This is a genomic window from Paucibacter sp. KCTC 42545, assembly GCF_001477625.1.
Taxonomy (GTDB): Bacteria; Pseudomonadota; Gammaproteobacteria; order Burkholderiales; family Burkholderiaceae_C; genus Paucibacter_A.
On the sequence record NZ_CP013692.1, the window covers coordinates 513,388 to 536,258 of the forward strand.

Annotated in this window: 21 protein-coding genes; 19 read left to right on the forward strand and 2 right to left on the reverse strand. The window is 63.1% G+C overall.

Annotated elements, in window-relative coordinates:
- The first annotated feature begins 7 nt into the window (after positions 1 to 7).
- The 9 genes from lepB to nagZ all read left to right on the forward strand — a co-directional run bounded on the left by lepB (position 8) and on the right by nagZ (position 6,821).
- Positions 8 to 973 (forward strand): signal peptidase I, encoded by a 966-nt coding sequence (gene lepB / locus AT984_RS02330; RefSeq protein WP_058722031.1) that lies wholly within the window; start codon positions 8 to 10, stop codon positions 971 to 973.
- A gap of 46 nt (positions 974 to 1,019) precedes the next feature.
- Positions 1,020 to 1,406: a DUF4845 domain-containing protein gene (locus AT984_RS02335; RefSeq protein WP_058718731.1), complete on the forward strand. Its 387-nt coding sequence runs from the start codon at positions 1,020 to 1,022 to the stop codon at positions 1,404 to 1,406.
- 77 nt (positions 1,407 to 1,483) lie between these two features.
- Positions 1,484 to 2,191: a ribonuclease III gene (gene rnc, locus AT984_RS02340; RefSeq protein WP_058718732.1), complete on the forward strand. Its 708-nt coding sequence runs from the start codon at positions 1,484 to 1,486 to the stop codon at positions 2,189 to 2,191.
- A gap of 25 nt (positions 2,192 to 2,216) precedes the next feature.
- Positions 2,217 to 3,146, forward strand: coding sequence for a GTPase Era (gene era, locus AT984_RS02345; protein ID WP_058718733.1), 930 nt, complete (start codon positions 2,217 to 2,219; stop codon positions 3,144 to 3,146).
- Between the two features lie 34 nt (positions 3,147 to 3,180).
- Positions 3,181 to 3,960, forward strand: a complete 780-nt coding sequence (recO, locus tag AT984_RS02350; protein ID WP_058718734.1) for a DNA repair protein RecO — start codon at positions 3,181 to 3,183, stop codon at positions 3,958 to 3,960.
- A gap of 25 nt (positions 3,961 to 3,985) precedes the next feature.
- The gene (locus tag AT984_RS02355) at positions 3,986 to 4,783 is read left to right on the forward strand and encodes a pyridoxine 5'-phosphate synthase (RefSeq protein WP_058718735.1); all 798 of its coding nucleotides are present in this window, start codon (positions 3,986 to 3,988) and stop codon (positions 4,781 to 4,783) included.
- Positions 4,784 to 4,795: 12 nt separating this feature from the next.
- Positions 4,796 to 5,350 (forward strand): GNAT family N-acetyltransferase, encoded by a 555-nt coding sequence (locus AT984_RS02360; protein ID WP_058718736.1) that lies wholly within the window; start codon positions 4,796 to 4,798, stop codon positions 5,348 to 5,350.
- Positions 5,347 to 5,742 carry a holo-ACP synthase gene (gene acpS, locus AT984_RS02365; RefSeq protein WP_058718737.1) on the forward strand — a complete coding sequence of 132 codons (396 nt, stop codon included), beginning with the start codon at positions 5,347 to 5,349 and terminating at the stop codon, positions 5,740 to 5,742. Before AT984_RS02360 ends, acpS begins: the two co-directional genes overlap by 4 nt.
- 11 nt (positions 5,743 to 5,753) lie before the next feature.
- The gene (nagZ, locus tag AT984_RS02370) at positions 5,754 to 6,821 is read left to right on the forward strand and encodes a beta-N-acetylhexosaminidase (protein WP_058718738.1); all 1,068 of its coding nucleotides are present in this window, start codon (positions 5,754 to 5,756) and stop codon (positions 6,819 to 6,821) included.
- A 97-nt stretch (positions 6,822 to 6,918) separates the two neighbouring features.
- On the opposite strand, the gene AT984_RS02375 is transcribed toward nagZ, so the two are convergent.
- Together AT984_RS02375 and AT984_RS02380 are read right to left on the reverse strand one after the other, a co-directional pair.
- The gene (locus AT984_RS02375; protein WP_058718739.1) at positions 6,919 to 8,484 is read right to left on the reverse strand and encodes a POT-type proton-dependent oligopeptide transporter; all 1,566 of its coding nucleotides are present in this window, start codon (positions 8,482 to 8,484) and stop codon (positions 6,919 to 6,921) included.
- A gap of 155 nt (positions 8,485 to 8,639) precedes the next feature.
- Positions 8,640 to 11,741 (reverse strand): Rne/Rng family ribonuclease, encoded by a 3,102-nt coding sequence (locus tag AT984_RS02380; RefSeq protein ID WP_058718740.1) that lies wholly within the window; start codon positions 11,739 to 11,741, stop codon positions 8,640 to 8,642.
- Between the two features lie 979 nt (positions 11,742 to 12,720).
- Here AT984_RS02380 and AT984_RS02385 point away from each other — a divergent pair.
- The 10 genes from AT984_RS02385 to AT984_RS02425 all read left to right on the forward strand — a co-directional run bounded on the left by AT984_RS02385 (position 12,721) and on the right by AT984_RS02425 (position 22,861).
- Positions 12,721 to 13,698 (forward strand): RluA family pseudouridine synthase, encoded by a 978-nt coding sequence (locus AT984_RS02385; RefSeq protein WP_058718741.1) that lies wholly within the window; start codon positions 12,721 to 12,723, stop codon positions 13,696 to 13,698.
- The gene (locus AT984_RS02390) at positions 13,679 to 14,338 is read left to right on the forward strand and encodes an HAD family hydrolase (protein ID WP_058718742.1); all 660 of its coding nucleotides are present in this window, start codon (positions 13,679 to 13,681) and stop codon (positions 14,336 to 14,338) included. The genes AT984_RS02385 and AT984_RS02390 overlap by 20 nt, the downstream gene beginning before the upstream one ends.
- Positions 14,339 to 14,445: 107 nt before the next feature.
- The gene (locus AT984_RS02395; protein ID WP_058722032.1) at positions 14,446 to 14,832 is read left to right on the forward strand and encodes a Rieske (2Fe-2S) protein; all 387 of its coding nucleotides are present in this window, start codon (positions 14,446 to 14,448) and stop codon (positions 14,830 to 14,832) included.
- 26 nt (positions 14,833 to 14,858) lie between these two features.
- On the forward strand, positions 14,859 to 15,869 hold the full coding sequence (locus AT984_RS02400; RefSeq protein WP_058718743.1) for a S49 family peptidase: 1,011 nt from the start codon (positions 14,859 to 14,861) through the stop codon (positions 15,867 to 15,869).
- A gap of 274 nt (positions 15,870 to 16,143) precedes the next feature.
- Positions 16,144 to 16,233 (forward strand): K(+)-transporting ATPase subunit F, encoded by a 90-nt coding sequence (gene kdpF / locus AT984_RS22315; protein ID WP_082679719.1) that lies wholly within the window; start codon positions 16,144 to 16,146, stop codon positions 16,231 to 16,233.
- 1 nt (position 16,234) lies between these two features.
- Positions 16,235 to 18,031, forward strand: coding sequence for a potassium-transporting ATPase subunit KdpA (kdpA, locus tag AT984_RS02405; protein WP_058718744.1), 1,797 nt, complete (start codon positions 16,235 to 16,237; stop codon positions 18,029 to 18,031).
- 9 nt (positions 18,032 to 18,040) lie between these two features.
- Positions 18,041 to 20,152: a potassium-transporting ATPase subunit KdpB gene (gene kdpB / locus AT984_RS02410; protein ID WP_058718745.1), complete on the forward strand. Its 2,112-nt coding sequence runs from the start codon at positions 18,041 to 18,043 to the stop codon at positions 20,150 to 20,152.
- Positions 20,153 to 20,165: 13 nt separating this feature from the next.
- On the forward strand, positions 20,166 to 20,798 hold the full coding sequence (kdpC, locus tag AT984_RS02415) for a potassium-transporting ATPase subunit KdpC (protein WP_058718746.1): 633 nt from the start codon (positions 20,166 to 20,168) through the stop codon (positions 20,796 to 20,798).
- Between the two features lie 186 nt (positions 20,799 to 20,984).
- Entirely contained in the window at positions 20,985 to 21,827 is an 843-nt protein-coding gene (locus AT984_RS02420) for a TorF family putative porin (protein ID WP_058718747.1), read from the forward strand.
- 59 nt (positions 21,828 to 21,886) lie between these two features.
- Entirely contained in the window at positions 21,887 to 22,861 is a 975-nt protein-coding gene (locus AT984_RS02425; RefSeq protein WP_058718748.1) for a magnesium and cobalt transport protein CorA, read from the forward strand.
- Positions 22,862 to 22,871 lie beyond the last annotated feature (10 nt).

The following is a 22,871-nucleotide window of genomic DNA, read 5'->3' on the forward strand; positions in this document are numbered from 1 at the left end:
ACTGATGATGAGTGCTCTGACCGGAATTCTCTACGCCGTCCTCGCGGCTTACCTGGGCGGCTGGTACAGCGGCTACTGGAGTGGCAACTTCTCGCTCCTGCTCTTCATCCTGACGATGGTCACCTCGGCCTATTGGCTGGCGGAGCGCTTCCACTTCGCGCCCGCACGCGCCAAGGCCGCCGCCGACTTGCTGGAAAACGATGCCAAGCGCCGCCAGAATCTGGCTGCTCAGGGCATTGCGCGGGTTGATGGTGATGTGGAAGGCGCGCGTCAGCAAATCCTGCAGCAACCCTGGTGGATGGACTGGACAGCTGGTTTGTTCCCGGTCATCTTGATCGTTTTCTTGCTGCGCTCCTTCTTGTTTGAGCCTTTCAAGATTCCTTCTGGCTCCATGGTGCCGACCCTGCTAGTGGGCGACCTGATTCTGGTGAACAAGTTCCACTACGGCGTGCGCCTGCCGGTGATCAACAAAAAGATCATCGATAACAACGAGGTCAAGCGTGGTGACGTGATGGTGTTCCGCTTTCCGCCCGACCCCAGCATCGATTTCATCAAGCGCGTGGCCGCTGTGCCTGGCGACGAGGTGAGCTATCTGAACCAGAAGCTCTACGTCAATGGTCAACCCACGGCGGTGCAGCCGCAGGGTGATTTCTACGACGAAAGCTCGATGTCCTATCGCCCCTTGTTCGAAGAGAAGCTGGGTGACAAGGCGCACAAGATGTTGGTGGACACGCAGCGCCATCCGCTGTTCCGCCCGGACACCGCATTCCCCTTCCAGGACAATTGCAAGTACAGCCCCGAAGGCGTGACTTGCAAAGTGCCCGCCGGTTATTACTACATGCTGGGCGACAACCGCGACAACTCGCGTGACTCGCGCTTCTGGGGCTTTGTGCCGGACGAGAACATCGTCGGCCGCGCCTTCTTTGTCTGGATGAACTTCGGCAATTTGGGGCGCATCGGCGCCTTCAACTGATAAGCTTTTGGCACACTCACTTCAAGAACAGAAAAGGATCCTCACCATGCCGGCATCGCGACCCTTCGCAGCACGCAAGTCATCGCTGTCCGGGCAGCGGGGCGTCAGCTTGTTTGGCTTGCTGTTCTGGGCGGTGGTGATTGCTTTTGGCGGCTTGGTCGCGGTCCGGGTGTTCCCGACCGTGCTGGAGTTCTATACCGTGCAACGCGTCGTCAACCGCATCGCCGCAGAGAACCCGGCCACGGTGCCGGTTGTGCGCGCCGAGTTTGACCGCGCCCAGCAAATCGAATATTCCATCGTCAGCATCACCTCGCAAGACTTGCAAGTCAGCAAGGAAAATGACAAGGTGCAGATCAGCTTTGCCTACGACAAGCAAATCCCCGTCGCCGGCCCGGTGTACCTGTTGATCAAGTACGAGGGCAAGTCGCGTTAAGGATTGCTGAGCCTCCTGTTCAAGCTTTCATTCCGCGCAGTTGCCTACTCGTTCAACGCCCATTGCCTTTTCCCGCCATGACTCCGCAGTTCGCCTCCCTTCAGCAACGCCTGGGTTACCGCTTCAGCAAGCCTGAGCTGCTGACCCGCGCGCTGACGCATCGCAGCTTTGGCGCCGACCATAACGAGCGCCTCGAGTTCTTAGGGGATGCGGTGCTGAGTCTGGCCGTGTCCAGCCTGTTGTACGAGCGTTTTGCTGGCTCGGATGAAGGTGACCTGACCCGCATCCGCGCGCACATGGTGCGCGAGGAAAGCTTGCACAAGCTGGCTTTGACGCTGGAACTGCCGCAGGTGGTGCGCCTGTCCGAAGGTGAAGCCAAGGGCGGTGGCGCGCAGCGCGCCTCGATCTTGGCCGATGCGGTGGAGGCCTTGATTGGCGCCACTTTTGTCGACGGTGGCTATGCCCCGGCCTTGGAGCTGGTGCGCAAGCTGCTGGCCGATGTGATTACCCAAGCCAGCAGTGGCGAGCAGTTTGGCAAAGACGCCAAGACCGCCTTGCAAGAATGGCTGCAGGCACGCCGCTTGGCGGTGCCGATTTACACCATCACCGAAACCCGCGGCCAGGCCCATGCCCAGACCTTTGAGGTCGAGTGCGCAGTGCCGCCCTTGAGCCTGAGTAAAAAAGGCGAGGGCCGCTCGCGCCGCGTGGCCGAACAAGATGCCGCCCGTCGTATGCTGGACGAATTGATCTTGCGCGACAAGCCAGGCTCCGGCCTGCGCGATTAATGAGCAGCCGAACCGCTGTTACCCCATGACCGAAAATACATTGCCGACTCCTTCTACCCCTGAGGGCGAAGGCCTGCCCCAACGCTGCGGCCTGATCGCCATCGTTGGCCGCCCGAACGTGGGTAAATCCACCTTGCTCAATGCCTTGGTGGGGCAGAAGGTCAGCATCACCTCGGACAAGGCGCAAACCACGCGCCACCGCATCACCGGCGTGCGCACGGTAGACGAGGCCCAGTTCGTGTTCGTGGACACGCCTGGCTTCCAGATGAAGTACAACGCCGCCCTGAACCGCAACCTCAACCGCACGGTGCACGGCGTGTTGGGCGATGTGGATCTGGTGCTCTATGTGGTGGAAGCCGGCCGCTTCGGCTTGGATGATGCCAAGGTGCTGTCCCTGCTGCCCGAGGACAAGCCGGTGGTCCTGATCGCCAACAAGCTCGACGCGGTGCAGCGCCGTGCTGAGCTCGCGCCCTGGCTCAAGAGCATGCAAGAGCGTCGCAACTTCAGCGAGTTCGTGCCGCTCTCGGCCAAGAAGGAAGCCGATGTCGCGCGCCTGTTCAAGATCCTCAAGCCCTATCTGCCCGAGCAGGGCTGGTTCTACGAGGAAGACGCGCTGACCGATCGCAGCGAAAAATTCTTGGCCAGCGAAATCATCCGTGAAAAGCTCTTCCGCCTGACCGGCGATGAGCTGCCCTACACCTCCACCGTCGTGATCGACAAATGGGAAGACGAGGGCGAGCTGCGCCGCATCTCCGCCTCCATCGTGGTGGAGCGCGATGCCCACAAGGGCATGATCATCGGCCAGGGCGGTGAGCGCCTCAAGCGCATCGGCTCCGAAGCACGCCAAGAGCTCGAGCATCTGATGGATGGCCGCGTGTTCTTGGAGTTATGGGTCAAGGTGCGCTCCGGCTGGGCCGATAGCGAAGAGCATCTGCGCAGCTACGGCTACGAATAAGTTCTCGACTCACCTTGTTCCCACGCCAGGCCTGATGGTCCGCGCTGCGCGCCCGCCTGCGGTCCAGCAGGCCTTTGTTTTGCACCAGTACGACTGGAGTGAAACCAGCCTGGTGCTGGACTTGTTCACTCGCGAGCAGGGCCGCCTGGCCGTGGTGGCCAAAGGCGCCAAACGCCCTTACTCGCAGCTGCGAGCCGTGTTGCTGCCATTTCAGCGCATTCAGGTCACGCTCTCCAAGCCGGGCAAGTCGGCCGATGGCTCGCCCGCCGAGGTGGTCACCTTGCGTGGCGCCGAATGGGTGGGTGGTGCCACCTTGCCGGTCGGCGCGGCATTGTTCTCGGGCTACTACCTGAACGAGCTTTTGCTCAAGCTGCTGGCCCGGCAAGACCCGCATCCCCAGTTGTTCGATGCCTACGCGCAGACCCTGCCCGAGCTGCATGCCAATGACGATGCGGCCTCGCAGACGGCATTGCGCGCCTTTGAGTTGCGACTGCTGCAGGAGCTGGGGCTGCTGCCTGATTTGAGCTTGTCCACCATCACTCAGGCGCCGCTGTCGCCCGAGCGCCTCTATATGCTCACGCCCGATGGTGGCGTGCTGCCGCATGCGGGCGATGCGGCTGGCTTTGCCGCGGCCAGCCTGGTGCATCTGCAGGCGGCGCTTCTGCATGGCAGCATGGCGGCCTTGCAGCATGCTTGTGCCAGCTGCCTGCCGGCCCTGCGCTCGGCCCTGCGCGCTTTGCTTCACTATCATCTGGGCCAAAAGCCTTTGCGCACCCGGCAGGTGATGCTGGACGTGCAAAAACTCATCGAATAGTTGTGAGCCGTTTTGAGAGAGAGCCATGAATCCCTTGGTCGCCCCTGAGTCTTCCCATGCGTCATCGGCCGGCCGCTGCGCCTTGTCGGTCAATGTCAACAAAGTGGCCTTGCTGCGCAACACCCGGCACCTGGGCATTCCCAGCGTGCTGCGGGCGGCGCAAGCCTGCTTGCTGGCCGGCGCGCAAGGGATCACCGTGCATCCGCGCCCTGATGCCCGCCATGTGCGCACGAACGATGTGCATGAACTCGCTGATTTGCTGAGCCGGGACTGGCCGCAAGCCGAGTACAACATCGAGGGCAACCCAACCCAGAATCTGATGGACTTTGTGCGCCAGCTGCGCCCCCATCAGGTCACTTTTGTGCCTGATAGTGAAGACCAGTTCACCTCCGACCATGGCTGGCAATTCCCCGCCGATCTGGAGCGACTGCGTCCCTTGGTGGCCGAGGCCAAGGCTCTGGGCGTACGCGTCAGCCTGTTCATGGACCCGCAGCCCGAAGCCATGGCTTTTGTGGCCGAGTTGGGTGCTGACCGGGTGGAGCTTTACACCGAAACCTTTGCTAGCGCCTTCGGCACCGAGCGTGAAGCCGAAGTGCTGGCGGGCTTCACCCGCACGGCCGAGGCCGCGCTGGCCGTGGGCTTGGGCGTGAATGCCGGCCATGATTTGAATCGCGATAACCTCACTGCTTTTTTGCGTGCCGTGCCCGGCGTGCAAGAGGTTTCCATCGGCCATGCCTTGATCGCTGATGCGCTGGAGCTGGGTTATACCGAGACCGTGCGCGAATACCAGCGCTGCATCCAGCGCGCCTACCAGCCGCTTTGATGGAGTCGCCGCATGGCACTTGAACTGCGCCAGGCTCGCCCGGACGACGCGGCCCGCATCGCGGCCTTGGCCCGTTGGGTCTGGCTCGACAGCTACGCCAGCGACGGGGTGAGCGAGGCCTTTGCCGGCTATCTGCGGCGCGAATTCGATGAACAGGCGCTGCGCCGCGCCATTGACCTCAGCCCGCATTGGCTGCTGCAAGAGGGCGAGATGCTGCAAGGCTGGGCTCAGCTGGATGCCGCCGCCGAATGCCCGACGCTGCTGCCCGCAGGGATTGAGCAAGCGGTAGAGCTGCACCGGCTCTACATCGCGCCGCCTTGTGTTGGCCGAGGCCTGGGCGTGCGCTTGCTGCGGCAGGTGCGCCAGCAATGGCCGCAGCGTGCGTTGTGGCTGAGCGCCTGGGAAGGCAATGACGGCGCCTTGCGCTTTTACCGCCGCGAGGGCGCGCAGCTCTGGGGCGAGACTTGGTTTGAACTCGATGGCCAGCGCCACCGCAACGAGGTGTTGGGCTGGCCCGCCTTGGAAGCAGGCGATGAGTCAGGCCATGAGCAGGAGCAGTACCGATGATCTACGGCATAGGCACCGATATCTGCGACATCCGCCGCATCCGTGAAACCCTGGCGCGGCGCGGCGAGCGCTTTGCCGAGAAGGTGCTGGGCCCGCATGAGTTGGCGGTGTTCCGGGAACGCAGCGAGCGCGTAGCCGCCCGCGGCATCAGCTATTTGGCCACCCGCTTTTCCGCCAAAGAGGCCTTTTCCAAGGCGATTGGCATGGGCATGCGCAGCCCCATGAATTGGCGCGATTGTGAGATCGTCAAGGCCGCCAGCGGCAAGCCCGAAATCCGCTTGCATGGCGAGTTAGCGCTCTGGTTCGAGGCCAATGGGCTGAAGGCGCACGTCAGCGTGACGGACGAAACCGAATACGCGGCTGCCTTTGTGGTGGTCGAAAGCAAAGAGTAGGGAAGCAGCATATGCAAGACAAACACCACGCCCCCGTCGTCCTCGACGTTGCCGGCCTGAGCCTGAGTGCGGCCGAGGCCAAGCGCCTGAGCCACCCCTTGGTCGGCGGCCTGATCCTGTTTGCGCGCAATTTCGAGAGCCGCGCCCAATTGGTGGCGCTGACCTCCAGCATCAAGGCAATCCGCCCCGACATCTTGATCGCGGTGGACCACGAGGGCGGGCGCGTGCAGCGCTTCCGTACCGATGGCTTCACCCATCTGCCCGCCATGCGCGCGCTGGGTGAGCTCTGGATGGAAGACGCCATGCGCGCCACCGAGGCCGCCACAGCCAGCGGCTTTGTGCTGGCCGCCGAGCTGCGCGCCTGCGGGGTGGATTTCAGCTTCACCCCGGTGCTGGATTTGGATATCGGTAACACCAGCGTGATTGGTGAGCGCGCCTTCCACAGCGACCCGCGCGTCGTCAGCGTCTTGGCCAAGAGCCTGATGCAAGGCCTGCTGCTGGCGGGCATGAGCAGCTGCGGCAAACATTTCCCCGGCCATGGCTTCGTCAAGGCCGATAGCCATGTGGCGGTGCCGGTGGACAAGCGCAGCCTCAAAGCCATCTTGGCTGCAGACGCCAAGCCCTTCGAGTGGCTGAGCCTGAGCTTGTCGGCCGTGATGCCCGCGCATGTGATCTACCCGAAAGTGGACAGCCGCCCGGCCGGCTTCAGCGCCCGTTGGCTGCAAGAGATCTTGCGTGAGAAGCTGGGCTTCGGTGGTGCCATCTTCAGTGACGACCTCGGCATGGCCGGCGCCCGCGTGCTGGAAGGCCGCGCCATCGGCTACACCGAGGCGGCCTTGGCGGCTTTGCAAGCCGGCTGCGACCTGGTGTTGCTGTGCAATCAGTCGGCGGTGGATGGCGGCGCGGCGATTGACGATTTGCTGGCGGGCCTGGATGCCGCCCAGCGCGAAGGGCGCTGGACGCCTGAACCCGACAGCGAATCACGCCGCCTGGATCTGCTGCCGCAGACCGTGCCGCTGACCTGGGATGAGCTGATGCGCAATGCGCGCTATCTGGCGGCAGTCGAACGCCTAGCCTGAGTTGGCAGCGGCGCTGCTAGCCGAAGGGAGTTCAAGCGCAGGCCATTGATTGGCCTGCCTTTCGATCACCCTTGCGGCTCAGGCGCGCCGCTCGCAATCAAGTCGCGCTGCGGTAGTTCTCCTGCATTTCATAGCCGCGCGCATAGAGGCCAAACAGCAGGGCGGCCAGCAAAGCAAAGCCGGCGAAGAAGAACATCTGGAAGGCGGTGACGCTGGTGCCGGTGCTCTGGATATAGCTGGTGACTGCGGCGCCCTTGACGCTGGAGTTGGCCAGCAGCACCCACAAATTGCCGACCGTGACCGAGAGATTCCAGAAACTGGTGATCACGCCCTTCATGGCCAGCGGCGCCTGGCTGTAGGCGAACTCGAGGCCGGTGGCCGAGACCAGCACCTCACCAAAGGTCAGCAAGGCATAGGGCAGGATTTGCCAGAGGATGGTGACGCGGTGACCGTCGTCCAGCCAGAGCTGGAAGCCACCCACCACCAAGAAGGCGATGCTGGAAAAAGCAATGCCGGCACCCATGCGGCGCAAGGCCGTGATCTGCAGCCCCATGCGGCGCAGCAGTGGGTATAGGACCATGTTGTTGAAGGGAATCAGCAACATCACCAGCAAGGGGTTGAGTGCCTGCATCATCGAGGACTTGAACCATTCGGGCTTGGCCATCTGGTCTGCCTGCAGCACCCAGGTGGAGGCCTTTTGGTCAAACAGCGACCAGAAGGGTGTGACCAGGGCGAACAGCACCAGCAAGCGCAGCACGGTGCGCACGGCCGCCACGGCGGGCTCGCCATGCTTGGCGCTGGCGCGGTCCAACTGCGCCCAGGCGCCGGCGCCGCCAAAACCCATGATCAGCACCAGGGCCGAGCACAGGGCGGGCACGATGCCGATCTCTTTGTAAAAGCACAGGCTGGCAATGGCCAGGGCCACGCCGCTCAGGGCCAGCAGCAGGCCAGGGCGGCCGGCGCCGGGCTTAGTCGTGAGCAGGGCGGTGCGCACCACCTTGAGGAAGCTATTGGGGTCTTTGCCTGCAGTGGGTGCCACATGTACATACTTCTTGCGGCCCGACCAGAAGATCAGCGTGGCGATGAACATGAACACGCCCGGAATGCCGAAGGCCACGCTGGGGCCAAACTCGGCCAAGAAGATGGGCATCAGCAGCGAAGCGAAGAAGCTGCCGAAGTTGATGATCCAGTAAAAGCCGTCGAACACCTTTTGCGCCAGGCTGCGATTGCTTTTGTCGAACTGGTCGCCGACGAATGAGCTGATCAGCGGCTTGATGCCGCCCGAGCCCAGGGCGATCAGGAAGAGGCCAAAGTAAAAGCCGCGCAGATTGTTTTCAAAAATCGCCAAGCAGGCGTGGCCGGCGCAGTACACCAGGCTGAGCCAAAGGATGGTGTTGTACTTGCCGAAAAAGCGGTCGGCCAACCAGCCGCCCAGCAAGGGGAAGAAGTACACGCCGATCACAAAGGTGTGAAAGACATCTTTGGCCTCGCCCTTGCGCAATTCCTCGGGAATGGACAGCAGCAAGCTGGTCATCAGGAACATGGTGAGGATGTTGCGCATGCCGTAGAAGCTGAAGCGCTCGCATCCTTCGTTGCCGATGATGTAAGGGATTTGCGGCGGCATCTTGGGTGCCGCTGCTGCCTGGATGGATGTGGTGTTCATGGTGGGGTGGCGTGTCGTACAGGGCGGCCAAGTTCAGCTGTGGGTGGGCTGCTGGCTTGGCCCGAATGAGAAACGCCGCCCGAGCTGTTGAGCCGGGCGGCGTTGGGGCTGGGGCCGGGGGTGGCCCTCAGCGTTCAGTCAAAAGCTTTGAGCCTTCAAACCTCGAAGGGCAGCTTGACCTGGCCCAGATCCTTGCGGGTCTCGACCAAGACCAGCGGGCCTTCTTCGATGCTCACCACAGGCTTGGGCTCGCGGGGCACGTGCACCGGCTTGGGTTCGGCGGCGATGGCTTCTTGCACGGCGCGGATCTTGTCGGCATCCGAGTTGACCCATTGCAGACCGCTGGCCGCGGCAACCGCTTGCAGCTCGTCAATCGCCAGCTTGAAGGCCGGGACTTGCGGGGTTGCGGCTGCGACAGGCGCTGCTGCAGGTGCTGCAGGTGCTGCTACTGGGGCGGTCGCTGCAACCGCAGCCGCAGCCACTGCCACTTCAGCGGCAGCTGCCACCGGCTCAGCAACTGCTGCGTTAGCGGCTGCGGGGGCGGCTTGCACCGGCTCGACCTGGGTGCTCAGTGCGGCAGGCGCTTGCTCAGCAGCTTCGGTTGCCGTGGCGACTTGCTCGCCGGCTTCGCCGTTGCCGTTGCGCTCACCACGCTCGGCGCGGTCACCACGATCAGCGCGGGGACCACGTTCACGGCCACGGTTGCGGCCACGACCACGGTTTTCGCCGTTAGCGGCTTGCTGCTGTTGCGACTCGTCGCCGGCTTCGTTACCGCCTTCGGCGGCGTTAGCCTCGCCTTCGACAGCTGCGGGCTGCGTGTCGGCACCAGCATCACCCGCCTCGACAGGGCGGCCATCTTCACGGGCACCGCCGTTGCGACGACGGCGGCGGCCACGGCCTTGACGCTCTTCGTTGCTGGCTTCGCTGTCAGCGTTGGCAATGCCATCGTTGCCGAAGGCAGGCGCCTGGCTGTCAACGAAGGCGTTCGGCTCTTGACCCGACTGGCTGGCCAGGTTGGCGGCGGCGATTTGCTCTTCGCTGCGCTCGGCACGCGGCGGACGCTCACCGCGCGGGCGGCGGCCACCGGCCTCGCCACGCTCGTTGTTGCCGCGCTCGGGGCGCTGCTGTTGCTGCTGCTCGTTATTGGCGTTCAGGCCTTCGGGCTTGGCTTCATTGCCGCGCTCGTTGCGCTCGCCACGGCGGCCATTGCGGTCACCACGGTCACCGCGCTCGCCACGTTCAGCGCGCTCGGGGCGCTCGGGGCGCTGCTGGCCTTCCGGACGCTCACCGCGTGCTTCTTGCGGCTTGTTGGCGTCGCCACGTCCGCCTTCACGCTTGGCGTTGCGGTCGCCGCCACGCTCAGTGCGCTCGCCGTTACGGCCACGGCCTTCGCGACCCTCACGACCTTCGCGTCCACCACGGCCTTCACGGGCGCCATCACGGCCACCTTCGCGCTTGCTGCGCTCGCCATTGGCGGGCTTGGCGGGCGTGGCCGGTGTTTCCACCGGGGCTGGTGCGGGGGCACCGAACAGGTTCTTGATCCAGCCAAAGAAGCCACCGCCAGCGGCGGGTGCTGCCACCGGCGTAGCGGCTGCTGCTGCGGCAGCAGGTGCGGCCTTGGGGGCTGCCGGCGAGGGCATGGGGGCGGGCAACTCGGGCAGGATGCCCTTGATCACCGGCTCTTGCTTGCTGCGGCCCTTGTCCGAATCGCTGCGACGGGTGATGCCCACCTCGTCTTGCTGCTCTTCTATCATGGTGTAGCTGGCTTGCAGGTTCTCCAGACGGGGGTCGTCGTGGCGCAGGCGCTCCAGCTTGTAGTTGGGCGTTTCCAGATGCTTATTGGGCACCAGCAGCACGGTGACGCGCTGCTTCAGCTCGATCTTGGTGATCTCGGTGCGCTTTTCGTTCAGCAAGAAGGAGGTCACTTCCACCGGCACTTGCACGTGAACGGCGGCGGTGTTGTCCTTCATGGACTCTTCCTGAACCATGCGCAGGATCTGCAGCGCCGAGGACTCGGTGTCGCGGATGTGGCCGGTGCCGTTGCAACGCGGGCAGGTGATGTGATTGCCTTCGCTCAAGGAAGGGCGCAGGCGCTGACGGCTCAGCTCCAGCAGGCCGAACTTGCTGATGGACGCGAACTGCACGCGGGCGCGGTCTTGGCGCAGCGCGTCGCGCAGGCGTTGCTCGACTTCGCGGCGGTTCTTCGACTCTTCCATGTCGATGAAGTCGACCACGATCAGGCCGCCCAGGTCGCGCAGACGCATCTGGCGCGCGATCTCGTCGGCGGCTTCCAGATTGGTGCGGGTGGCGGTTTCCTCGATGTCGCCGCCACGGGTGGCGCGGGCCGAGTTGACGTCCACCGAAACCAGGGCTTCGGTGTGGTCGATCACGATGGCGCCGCCCGAGGGCAGGTTGACCGTGCGGCTGAAGGCGGTTTCGATCTGGTGTTCGATCTGGAAACGGCTGAACAGCGGCGCGTCGTCGCGATAGCGCTTCACGCGATGGCCTTGATCGGGCATCACGTGGTTCATGAACTGGTGGGCCTGTTCGAACAGGTCGTCGGTGTCGATCAGGATTTCACCGACATCGGCGGTGAAGTAGTCACGGATCGCGCGGATCACCAGGCTGGATTCCTGGTAGATCAGGTAGGCACCCTTGCCGCCCTTGGCCGCATCGTCGATGGCGGTCCAGAGCTTGAGCATGTAGTTCAGGTCCCACTGCAGTTCGGCGGCGGAGCGGCCGATGCCTGCGGTGCGAGCGATCAAGCTCATGCCCTTGGGGTATTCGAGCTGGTCGAGGTTTTCCTTCAGCTCTTCACGGTCTTCGCCCTCGATGCGGCGCGAAACGCCACCACCGCGGGGGTTGTTCGGCATCAGCACCAGATAGCGGCCGGCCAGCGAGACGAAGGTGGTCAGGGCAGCGCCCTTGTTGCCACGCTCTTCTTTTTCGACCTGGACCAGCAGTTCCTGGCCTTCCTTGATCGCGTCTTGCACGCGGGCGGTGCGCACGTCCACGCCTTCGCGGAAGTATTGGCGGGCGATTTCCTTGAAGGGCAGGAAACCGTGGCGGTCTTCGCCGTAGTCGACGAAACAGGCTTCGAGCGAAGGCTCGACGCGGGTCACGACGGCTTTGTAGATATTGCCTTTGCGCTGTTCGCGGCCTTCGATTTCGGTCTCGAAGTCCAGCAGCTTTTGGCCATCAACGATTGCGAGGCGCCGCTCTTCCGGCTGCGTCGCATTGATCAGCATGCGTTTCATTGACATCACTCCTCGCGTGCCACTCGTGATTGAAGTCGAGATGGCACGCAGCATCACGTCACCGCCGGGCTCAAAAACCCTGGCGGCAACACCAGATGCACGGGCAATGTGGAGGAACCGAGGAAGGAATCGCCCTGGACTGACCGTGGATGCGCTATCGAACAGTGGTTCGACGACGAATCAGGTGGACAGCGTTGGCGCGTGCGGCTCGTCAGGCGGCGCTGCTGCCCGCTCCCATGAACGTGCTGCGGGGGCCCAGAAAGGCCCGGAACGCAACACGGCCCGGCCACGGCCGCGTGTCGCAGCCTCGCCGGCGTCTGGCCGGGGCTGCACACAGGTGCGGTGGGGGGTGATGAGGGGAGTGAAGGGAAACATCAGCGAGGACTGGGGGCAGCAGACACGAGGGCAGTAGGGATCATGGATCCACCAGCCTCATGCCTTTTGAATACCTTGTCTATACCTGGCAGCTTCACAAGCGAAGCTGCCCGGTGTGGTTCGTTCTACATCGCTCTGCCGCGCAACCCCGGCAACCGCCCTGTCACTTGGGGACAGGGCCCTTTGCCAAGAGCCGTGCGTTGCATCGCCTATTTTTTTCTTGCCCAGGCAAACCCATCGTTCACCCCGGCTACCACCTGCTCACCGTTTGCATCTGCCTTTGCCGTCGTCGCCGGGCGATGCCCCGCGGCGGGTAAAATCAGAAAAATCAAATACTTACGGCGGTTACGTGGTGAGCAACATTATAAGGGCGAAAGCCAAAGCGCCTTCCGCCGCAAAAACCCGCACAAAGCCTGGCAAACCTGCGGTAGTTTTCCCCGGCCAGGCGGCCAAGCGCAGTGAGCGGGCACCAACTTCAGCGCGTCCGCAGGGCGCCCGCGTCGCGCGTCCCGCTGCGGCGGCGGCGCCGGTTCCGGCGCGAGCACCAGCCGCAAAGCCCGCAGCGAAGCCCACAGCGGCGCCCGTGCCCGCACCTTCTCCGGTCGTGCGGCATGTGGTGATCGACGAAGGCTCGGCCGGGCAGCGCTTGGATAACTTCTTGCTTCGCGAACTCAAGGGCGTGCCCAAGACCCATGTCTACCGCGTCATCCGGGCCGGTGAGGTGCGGGTCAACAAGGGCCGTGCCCATGCCGACACGCGGCTGGAATTGGGTGATGATGTGCGCATACCGCCCGTGCGCCTACCCGAGCGGGTCGAGGCGCCGCGCGAGTTTGTGCCGGCGCGGGAATTCCCCGTCTTGTTTGAAGACGATCATCTGCTGGCCGTCAACAAGCCCGCGGGCGTGGCTGTCCACGGCGGCTCGGGCGTCAGCTTTGGCGTGATTGAGCAGCTGCGCCAGGCGCGGCCCGAGGCCAAGTTCCTGGAATTGGTGCACCGCCTGGACAAGGAAACCTCTGGGCTGCTGCTGATCGCCAAAAAGCGCAGCGCCCTGGTGGCCTTGCAAGAACAGTTCCGCGAGCGTGAAACGGGCAAGACCTACGCCGCCCTGGTTTGGGGCGACTGGGCCGAGAACAAAAAGGTCATCGATGTGGCCTTGCTCAAATTCACCGGCAGCGATGGTGAGCGCTGGGTCCGCGCGGTGGAAAACTCGCACGACCCGCAGGCCGACCAGGCTAAGCGCTCGATCAGCCTGGTCAAGGTGGCCGAAAGATTGCAGGGCGCCAGCTTGCTGGATGTGACCATCAAAACCGGCCGCACCCACCAAATTCGTGTCCATCTGGCGCATGCCGGCCACTCCATCGTGGGCGACCCCAAATACGGTGACTTTGAAGCCAACCGGGCCATCGCACGCGGCGCGCTGCGCTTCGATCGCATGTTTTTGCATGCCAAACGCCTGCGTTTTATCCATCCCGGCAGCAATGCCGAGATTGAGCTGCTGGCGCCACTGCCGCCCGAATGTGCCAAGCTGGTTGCCGACTTAAGCCTTAGCTCTAAAAAACCTCATGCGCCCGCAGCAATTTGATTTGATCGCCTTCGACTGGGATGGCACCCTGTTTGATTCCACTGCCTTGATCACCCGCAGCATCCAGGCGGCCGCCGTCGATGTGGGTGAACCACGGCCCAGCGACGAGGCTGCTAGCTATGTCATCGGCATGGGCTTGGCCGAGGCCTTGGCGCATGCGGTGCCGGGGCTGGCGCGCGAGCGCTACCCCGAGTTGGGCCAGCGCTACCGCCATCACTATTTTGCGGCCCAGCATGAGGTGGTTTTGTTCCAGGGCACGCTGGAGATGCTGGCGGCGCTGAAGGCGCGCCATCACTGGCTGACCGTGGCCACCGGCAAAAGCCGCCGGGGCCTGGATGAAGCTTTGCACGCGGTTGAGCTCAAAGGCATGTTCGACGGCAGCCGCACCGCGGATGAGACCGCCGGCAAGCCCGACCCGACCATGCTGCTGGAATTGATGCGCGAGTTCGGCGTCGAACCCGAACGCACCTTGATGATTGGCGACACCACCCATGATCTGCAAATGGCCCTGAATGCCGGCGCCGCTAGCGTGGGGGTGAGTTACGGCGCCCATGATCACGAAACCTTTGCCGACCTCAATCCTCGGCATGTGGCTCACTCCGTGCCCGATCTGCATGAGTGGTTGCTTCGCAATGCCTGATGCCGCGCGCCCTTGCGCCCAGCACAGGCCAATGGGAGGCCGCGCTGGCAGTAAGGCGCGGGTAGGTTTCAATCGGCCGCCGGTGAACGACCGTGAATTCTGAGAATATGCAAGAAGAACAACAAACGCTTGGCCTGCCACTGTGCGCCTCCGAAGATCTGCAAGAGCGTGGCAAGGCCCACGGTTTTGATGTGCTGCAGTATCGCGAGCCGGCGCGCGCTTTTGCGCTGCGCTTTGACGGCCAGGTGGTGGCCTATCTGAACCGCTGCGCCCATGTGCCCACCGAGATGGACTGGCAAGAGGGTGAATTCCTCGACCGCGACAAGCAGTACATCATGTGCTCCATCCACGGCGCGGTGTATGACCCGCTGACTGGCCGCTGCGTCAGCGGCATGTGCGGCCGCATGGGCCTGACCAAGATTGAGGTGCAGGAGCGTGAGGGACGCGTCTATTGGTATCCTTCCCGCGACACCAAGCCTGCTTTCGAAGACTGATTGAGAAAAGAAATACAGCCACCGCCATGAGTTCAAACGATGATTTGCCCCCTCCGATGCAGGACCCCTTGGTGTCGCCTGAGGCCCGCCTGACGCCGCCCGAGCCCAAGCTCGCCGGCTATGAGCCCATGCTGGCCCAGTTCGCCAAAGACTATTTGCAGGACCGCCGCAGTGAGCGCCGCTGGCGCACCTTCACCCGCCTGTGCTGGCTGGCTTTGCTGGCCTTCCTGGCCTGGGCTTTGTTCTGGCAGCAGCATCACCATGCCCCGTCGAATAGCGCACCGCATACCGCCTTGGTGGAAGTGCGGGGTGAGATTGCGGCCGACAGCGAAGCCAGTGCCGAGCAAATCGTGGCGGCGCTGAAGTCGGCATTTGAGGATCAGGGTTCACAAGCCGTGGTGCTGCGCATCAACTCTCCCGGCGGCAGCCCGGTGCAAGCCGGCATCGTCTACGACGAGATCAAGCGCCTGAAGGCCAAGCATGGCAAGAAGGTCTATGCCGTGGTGGAAGAAATGTGCGCTTCGGGCGCCTATTACATCGCCGCCGGTGCTGATGAAATTTTTGTCGACAAGGCTTCCATCGTTGGCTCCATCGGCGTCTTGATGGACGGCTTTGGTTTCACCGGTTTGATGGGCAAGCTGGGCGTCGAGCGTCGCTTGATGACGGCCGGCGAGAACAAAGGCATGCTCGATCCCTTCGCACCTGTCAGCCCCAAACAGCAAGCCTATGCCCAAGCCATGCTGGACCAGATCCACCAGCAGTTCATCGCTGTGGTGCGTGAGGGCCGCGGCAAGCGCCTGCAAGAGACGCCGGAGACCTTCTCAGGCCTGTTCTGGAACGGTGAGCAAGCCGTCAAGCTGGGCCTGGCCGACCATTTCGGCAACCTCGATTTCGTCGCCCGCGAGGTCGTCAAGGCCGAAGAGGTGGTGGACTACACCCCGCGCGACAACGTGGCCGAGCGCCTGGCCAAGCGCTTTGGCGCCGCCATGGGCGAGGGCGCCGTCAAGGCCGTGCGCCAGCTGCCTGCGTTGCACTGAGTTACTTCAGTTTTCCGCGCTCGCCAGGGCCTGCTTCGCAAGAGGCGGGCCTTTTGTCTTTTTAAGGCGGTCTTTATGAAATCTTGATACGCGCCTGGCCAGCTTCTACAGCAATCTGAGGCGCCAATTTTTAAGCTTCCTGCATCTCAACATTTCGTGAGCATGCAATGGATTGGAACTATTTGGCTCTGAGCGCCGCGCTCTTTGCCCTGATGTTGGGCCTGGCGGTTTTGGGCGATCGCCTCGGTGATCGCCAAGGTGGGGGAGCCAAGCCATGAGCGCGCTCTACCTCTTGAGCGGCCTGGCCGCAGCCGGCTTGTTTGTCTATCTGGTCTACGCCTTGCTGCGTGCCGAGGAGTTCTGAGATGAACGCCTTGGGATGGATCAATTTGGCCCTGTACATGGGCTTGCTCTTGGCAGCCGCCTGGCCGCTGTCACGCTGGCTGACGGCCGTGGCGCAAGGGCGCTTGCCGCGCTGGATGCAGGCCGTCGAGTCGGCCTTTTACAAGCTGGCTGGCGTGAAGGCCGAGGAGGGCATGCACTGGAAGCGCTATGCCCTGGGCCTGCTGCTGTTCAATTTCATCGGCGTGCTGGCGGCCTATGGCTTGCAGCGTTTTCAAGATGTGCTGCCGCTCAATCCGCAAGGCTTTGGCGCGGTGACGCCGGATTCGGCCTTCAACACCGCCATCAGCTTTGTCACCAACACCAACTGGCAGGGCTATGGCGGCGAGTCCACCATGAGCTATCTGACTCAGATGCTGGCGCTGACGGTGCAGAACTTCGTCTCCGCTGCCACCGGCATCGCCGTGGTGTTCGCGCTGATCCGTGGCTTCGCGGCCAAGAGCAGCCAGAGCATTGGCAACTTCTGGGCCGACCTGACCCGCATCACGCTGTGGATCTTGCTGCCGCTGTCGCTGGTGTTCGCGCTGTTCTTTGTTAGCCAGGGCGTGATTCAGAACTTTGATGCCTACAAAGACGCGACAACGCTGGAGCTGAATGCCTACCAAGCGCCCAAGCTGGGTGCCGATGGCCAGCCGCTGAAGGACGAAAAGGGTCAGGTCTTGACCGAAGACGCGACGAGCGCGACGCAGCAGCTGGCCATGGGCCCGGTCGCCTCGCAAGAAGCGATCAAGCTGCTGGGTACCAACGGCGGCGGCTTCTTCAATGCCAACTCGGCCCACCCCTACGAGAACCCCACGCCGCTGGCGAATCTGGCGCAGATATTGGCCATTTTCTTGATCCCGGCAGCGCTGTGCTTCAGCTTCGGCCAAATGGTGGGTGATAGCCGCCAGGGCGTAACGATTCTGGCCGCCATGAGCTTGATGTTCATCGTCGGCGTGATCGCCGCAACCAGCGCGGAGCAAGCTGGCAACCCCAGCCTGAATGCCCTGGGCGTGGATCAGCAAATGAGCGAAGCCCAGGCCGGCGGCAATATGGAAGGCAAGGAGACGCGATTCGGCATCAATGCCACTTCCATATTCATGGTGGTGACCACCGGCGCTTCTTGCGGCGCGGTCAACGCCATGCATGACTCCATGACCCCGCTGGGCGGCATGGTGCCGCTGGTGATGATGCAGCTGGGCGAGGTGGTGTTCGGCGGTGTGGGCACCGGCCTTTACGGCATGTTGATCTTCGCCATGCTGGCGGTCTTCATCGCTGGTTTGATGATTGGCCGCACGCCCGAGTACCTGGGCAAAAAGGTCGAGAGCTATGAGATGAAGATGGTGTCTATCGCCATCTTGGTCACACCCATGGTGGTGCTGATCGGCACGGCGATTGCTGTGGTCGCGGCAGACGGCAAGGCCGGCGTGGCCAACCCCGGCGCCCATGGCTTCTCGGAAATTCTGTATGCGCTGACCTCGGCCGGCAATAACAACGGCTCGGCCTTTGCCGGTCTGTCGGCCAACACGCCTTTCTACAACACCTTGCTTGGCATCGTCATGTGGCTGGGGCGCTTCGGCGTCATCGTGCCGGTGCTGGCCATTGCCGGCAGCCTGGGCGCCAAGAAGCGCATCCCGGTGGGTGCCGGCACCTTGCCCACGCATGGCCCCTTGTTTGTCGGCCTGCTTGTCGGTGTGGTGCTGCTGGTCGGCCTCTTGAACTACGTCCCCTCGCTTGCCTTGGGTCCCATTGTTGAGCATCTGATGCTGTGGACTGCCTGAGGTCTGATCATGACTACGCAAACTAGCAATACGCAAGAACAACAACTGTCTCTGCTGGATCCGGCGCTGATCAAGCCCGCCCTGGTGCAGAGCTTCGTCAAACTCAGTCCCAGTGCGCAGTGGCGCAATCCGGTGATGTTTGTGGTTTATGTCGGCAGCCTGCTGTGCACGGGGCTGTGGGTGTGGAGCCTCAGCAACCGAGTCGTGGCCGGCAGCGAGGGCTCAGGCTTCATGCTCAGCATTGCGCTGTGGCTGTGGTTCACCGTGCTGTTCGCCAACTTCGCCGAGGCCCTGGCCGAAGGCCGCTCCAAGGCCCAAGCGGCCTCGCTGCGCGGGCTCAAGACCAAGACTTGGGCGAAGAAGCTGGAACAGCCCAAGCATGGATCGACCTGGCTGCCCGCGCAATCCGATGAGCTGCGCAAAGGCCATGTGGTGTTGGTGGAGGCCGGCGACCTGATCCCGCTGGACGGCGAGGTGATCGAGGGCGTGGCCTCGGTGGACGAGAGCGCCATCACCGGCGAATCGGCCCCGGTGATCCGCGAGTCCGGTGGCGACTTTTCCTCCGTCACCGGCGGCACCCGCGTGCTGTCCGACTGGCTGGTGGTGCGGGTGAGTGTGAACCCCGGCGAGTCCTTCCTGGACCGCATGATCGCCATGGTGGAAGGCGCCAAGCGCCAGAAGACGCCCAATGAGATCGCCTTGACGATTTTGCTGGTGGCGCTGACCCTGGTGTTCTTGGTGGTCACGGTGACCTTGCTGCCGTTCTCGATGTTCAGCGTGGAAGCCGCTGGCGCGGGCACCGTGGTGTCCATCACCGCCTTGGTGGCCTTGCTGGTCTGCTTGATCCCCACCACCATCGGCGGTCTGTTGTCAGCCATCGGCGTGGCCGGCATGAGCCGCATGATGGCGGCCAATGTGATCGCCACCTCCGGCCGTGCGGTGGAAGCCGCCGGCGACGTGGACGTGTTGATGCTGGACAAAACCGGCACCATCACCCTGGGCAACCGCCAAGCCAGCAGCTTCATGCCCGCCCCCGGCGTGAGTGAAGCCCAGTTGGCCGACGCGGCCCAGCTGGCCTCGCTGGCCGACGAGACGCCCGAAGGCCGCAGCATCGTCGTGCTGGCCAAAACCAAGCATGGCATCCGTGAGCGTGAGCTTTCCGCCCTGCAGGCCCACTTCGTGCCTTTCACCGCCCAGACGCGCATGAGTGGGGTGGATTTCGGCGATGTGCTCTCGCCCATCCGCAGCATCCGCAAGGGTGCGGGCGATGCGATCCGCCGCCATGTGGAATTGCTGGGCGGCAAAGTGGCCCAGGAAGTGCAAACCGCTGTGGACGACGTGGCGCGCCGTGGCAGTACGCCGCTGGTGGTCGCCGAAGGCAATCGCGTTCTGGGCGTGGTGGAGCTCAAAGACATCGTCAAGGGCGGCATCAAAGAGCGCTTCGCCGAACTGCGCCGCATGGGCATCAAGACGGTGATGATCACCGGCGACAACAAGCTCACTGCAGCCGCCATCGCTGCGGAAGCCGGTGTGGACGACTTCCTGGCCGAAGCCACGCCCGAAGCCAAGTTGAAGCTGATCCGCGATTACCAGGCTGAGGGCCGCCTGGTCGCCATGACCGGCGACGGCACCAATGACGCGCCCGCCCTGGCGCAAGCCGATGTGGCCGTGGCCATGAACACCGGCACGCAGGCCGCCAAAGAGGCCGGCAATATGGTGGACCTGGACTCCAACCCCACCAAGCTGCTGGAGATTGTGGAGACCGGCAAGCAGCTCTTGATGACCCGTGGCTCGCTGACCACCTTCTCCATCGCCAACGATGTGGCCAAGTACTTCGCCATCATCCCGGCCATGTTTGTGGGCGTCTACCCGCAGCTGGGCGCGCTGAATGTGATGGGCTTGCACAGCCCTAGCTCGGCGATTCTGTCGGCCGTGGTCTTCAACGCTTTGATCATCATCGCCCTGATCCCGCTGGCGTTGAAGGGCGTGGCCTATCGCGCCATTGGTGCGGCCTCGCTGCTGCGCCGCAATTTGCTGATCTATGGCCTGGGCGGGCTGATCGTGCCCTTCATCGGCATCAAGCTCATCGACCTGATTTTGGTCGCTGCCCACTTGGTTTAAGGACTCCCTCATCATGAAAAATCTCTTGCGCCCCGCTGTCGTCAGCTTTGTGCTGCTCAGTGCCGTGACCGGCCTGCTCTATCCCATGGTGGTCACCAGCGTTTCCAAGGCTTTGTTCCCTGCGCAAGCCGAAGGCTCTTTGATTGAGCGTGATGGCAAGGTCGTGGGTTCGTCCCTGATCGGACAGAACTTCACTTCACCCGACTATTTCTGGGGCCGCCCCTCGGCTACGGGCCCGATGAGCCATAACGCCGCCGGCTCGTCCGGCAGCAACCAAGGCCCGCTCAATCCGGCCCTGGGAGATGCAGTGAAGGGCCGTGTGGAGGCCTTGCGCGCCGCCGACCCGGACAACAAGCAGCCTATTCCCGCTGACTTGGTGACGGCCTCCGGCAGCGGCCTGGACCCTGAAATCACCATGGCCGCGGCCCGCTACCAGGCGTCCCGCGTGGCACGCGAGCGCCAGCTTTCTCTCAAGGAAGTGGAGCGCTTGATTGCCGCCAACACCGTGGCGCGTGATCTGGCCGTCTTGGGTGAGCCGCGCGTCAATGTGCTCAAGCTCAATCTGGCGCTGGACGCCGCCGCACCGCGTGCGGTCAAGGCCGCGCCTGCTGCGCCCGCAGCCGCCTCCGCAGCCTCGGCTGGCTGAGCCTGAGCGGCTCGCCTCGTTTTCGGCGGCCAGGGGGCCTAGGCCTCGGGGCCGCCCGATGAGACCGGAGGAAAAGCTCTCAGCAAAAACAGAGAGTTCCTGGACGGGAGGGGTCTCATCGTCTTTTATTTGTTTGTTTGACCCCAATGCCTCGTGCAATTTTTTGAATCACGCTGTTCCATTCCTATGAAAAACAAGAGTCTTTCCCTGATCGTCCTGGCTACCCTGACCTTGCTGAGCGCCACCGCCTCTGCCCAAGCCACGGCGCCCGCTGCAAGGCCTGAGCACACACTGAGCGGCAATCTGAGCCTGAACAGCGACTACCGCTTCCGCGGCATTAGCCAGAGCTGGCTGCTGCCCGCCGTGCAAGGCGGCTTTGACTATGCCCACAGCAGCGGCGCTTACGCCGGTGTGTGGGCCTCCAATGTCTCAGGCAATAGCTATAACAACGGCGCCGGGCTGGAGACCGATGTCTACGGCGGCTTCAAATTCAACGCTGGCCAAGTGGCAGGGCAAGACCTGACTCTGGACCTCGGCGCCTTGGCCTACATCTACCCCGGTGCCCGCCTGAATAGCGCGCCCGGTGTGGCCAGCGATAAGAAGTACGACAACCTCGATCTGTATCTGGGCCTGGGCTATGGCGCTTTCAGCGCCAAGCTCTCGGTCGCCGCCACCGACTACTTTGGCCTCAATAGCAACACCGCTGCGTACGCCTACTTCAGCAGCTTGGCTGCAAGCGGCAGCAGCAAGGGCAGCGCCTATCTGGACCTGAACTACAACTTCGACCTGGGGCAGGGCATCACTTTGGGCACCCACCTTGGCTATTTGAAGGTGCGCAACTACGGCGATCTGTCTTACACCGACGCCAAGATCTCCATCGCCAAGGAAATCTCGGGTCTGAACTGGACGGCTGCCGTCGTCGGCGCGAATGCCAAGAAGGAGTTCTACCAAGTCGGCAATGCCGCCGGTCAGGCCGCCAAGCGCGTTGGCGGAACGGGCTTGGTGCTGAGCGTCGCCAAGACTTTCTGAGCGCCCGCAAAAGCGTTTCAAGCGGCCATGTTGAGGTGTGAGCAAGTGACAATGCCAGCATGCTGATCAATTGCACAGCCTATCAAGCGGGCCAGAAGCTTGCCGACCTCTCGCCCACTCGTCCGGAGGAGTTGGCGGCCTATCTGGAGCGGCCGGACTGCTTCATCTGGGTGGCCTTGCGCGACCCCGAAGCGGCCGAGCTCGAGCCCTGGCGCCGCCTCTTCAATCTCCACCCACTGGCGGTTGAAGACGCGCACAACGGCCATCAACGCCCCAAGGTTGAGGAGTACGGACAGGACTTGTTTGCCGTTATGCATCTGGTGGACTGGGTGGGTGGCGATCTGAGCCTGGGCGAAGTCTGCGTCTTCTGCGGCCACAACTATGTGCTCTCGGTGCGGCGCGAAAGCAAGCTGCACTTTCTGGGTGTGCGCGAGCGCTGCGAGCGCGAGCCGGAGCTGTTGGCCCACGGCCCCAGCTTTGTGCTCTATGCCTTGATGGATGCGGTGGTGGATCGCTACTTCCCCATCGTCGACTTGCTGGAGTCGGAGCTAGAGGAAATCGAGCAAAGCATTTTTGTGCGCGATGCCCAGCTGGACAATATCAAGCGCTTGTACGAACTCAAGCGCCGCCTGATGCTTTTGCGCCGGGCGGTGGCGCCGATGCTGGAGATGCTGTCCAAGCTGCACGGCGGGCGCATCCCGCCGCTGTGCGCCCGTACGGGCGAGTATTTCCGCGATGTGGCTGACCATCTGGCTCGCATCGAGGCTGCCATCGAGTCGGTGCGCGATACCTTGGCCACTGCCATCCAGGCCAATCTATCCATGGTGGCGATTGAAGACAGCAACGTCACCAAGCGCCTGGCCGCCTGGGCCGGTATTTTTGCTGCCGCCACGGCCTTTGCTGGCATCTGGGGCATGAACTTCAAACACATGCCCGAGCTTGAACTGAATTGGGGCTACCCGCTGGCGCTGGGCGTGATCGGCAGCGTATGTGTCGGCCTATGGTGGCGCTTCCGCCGCGCCGGTTGGCTGTAAAGAGAACTGA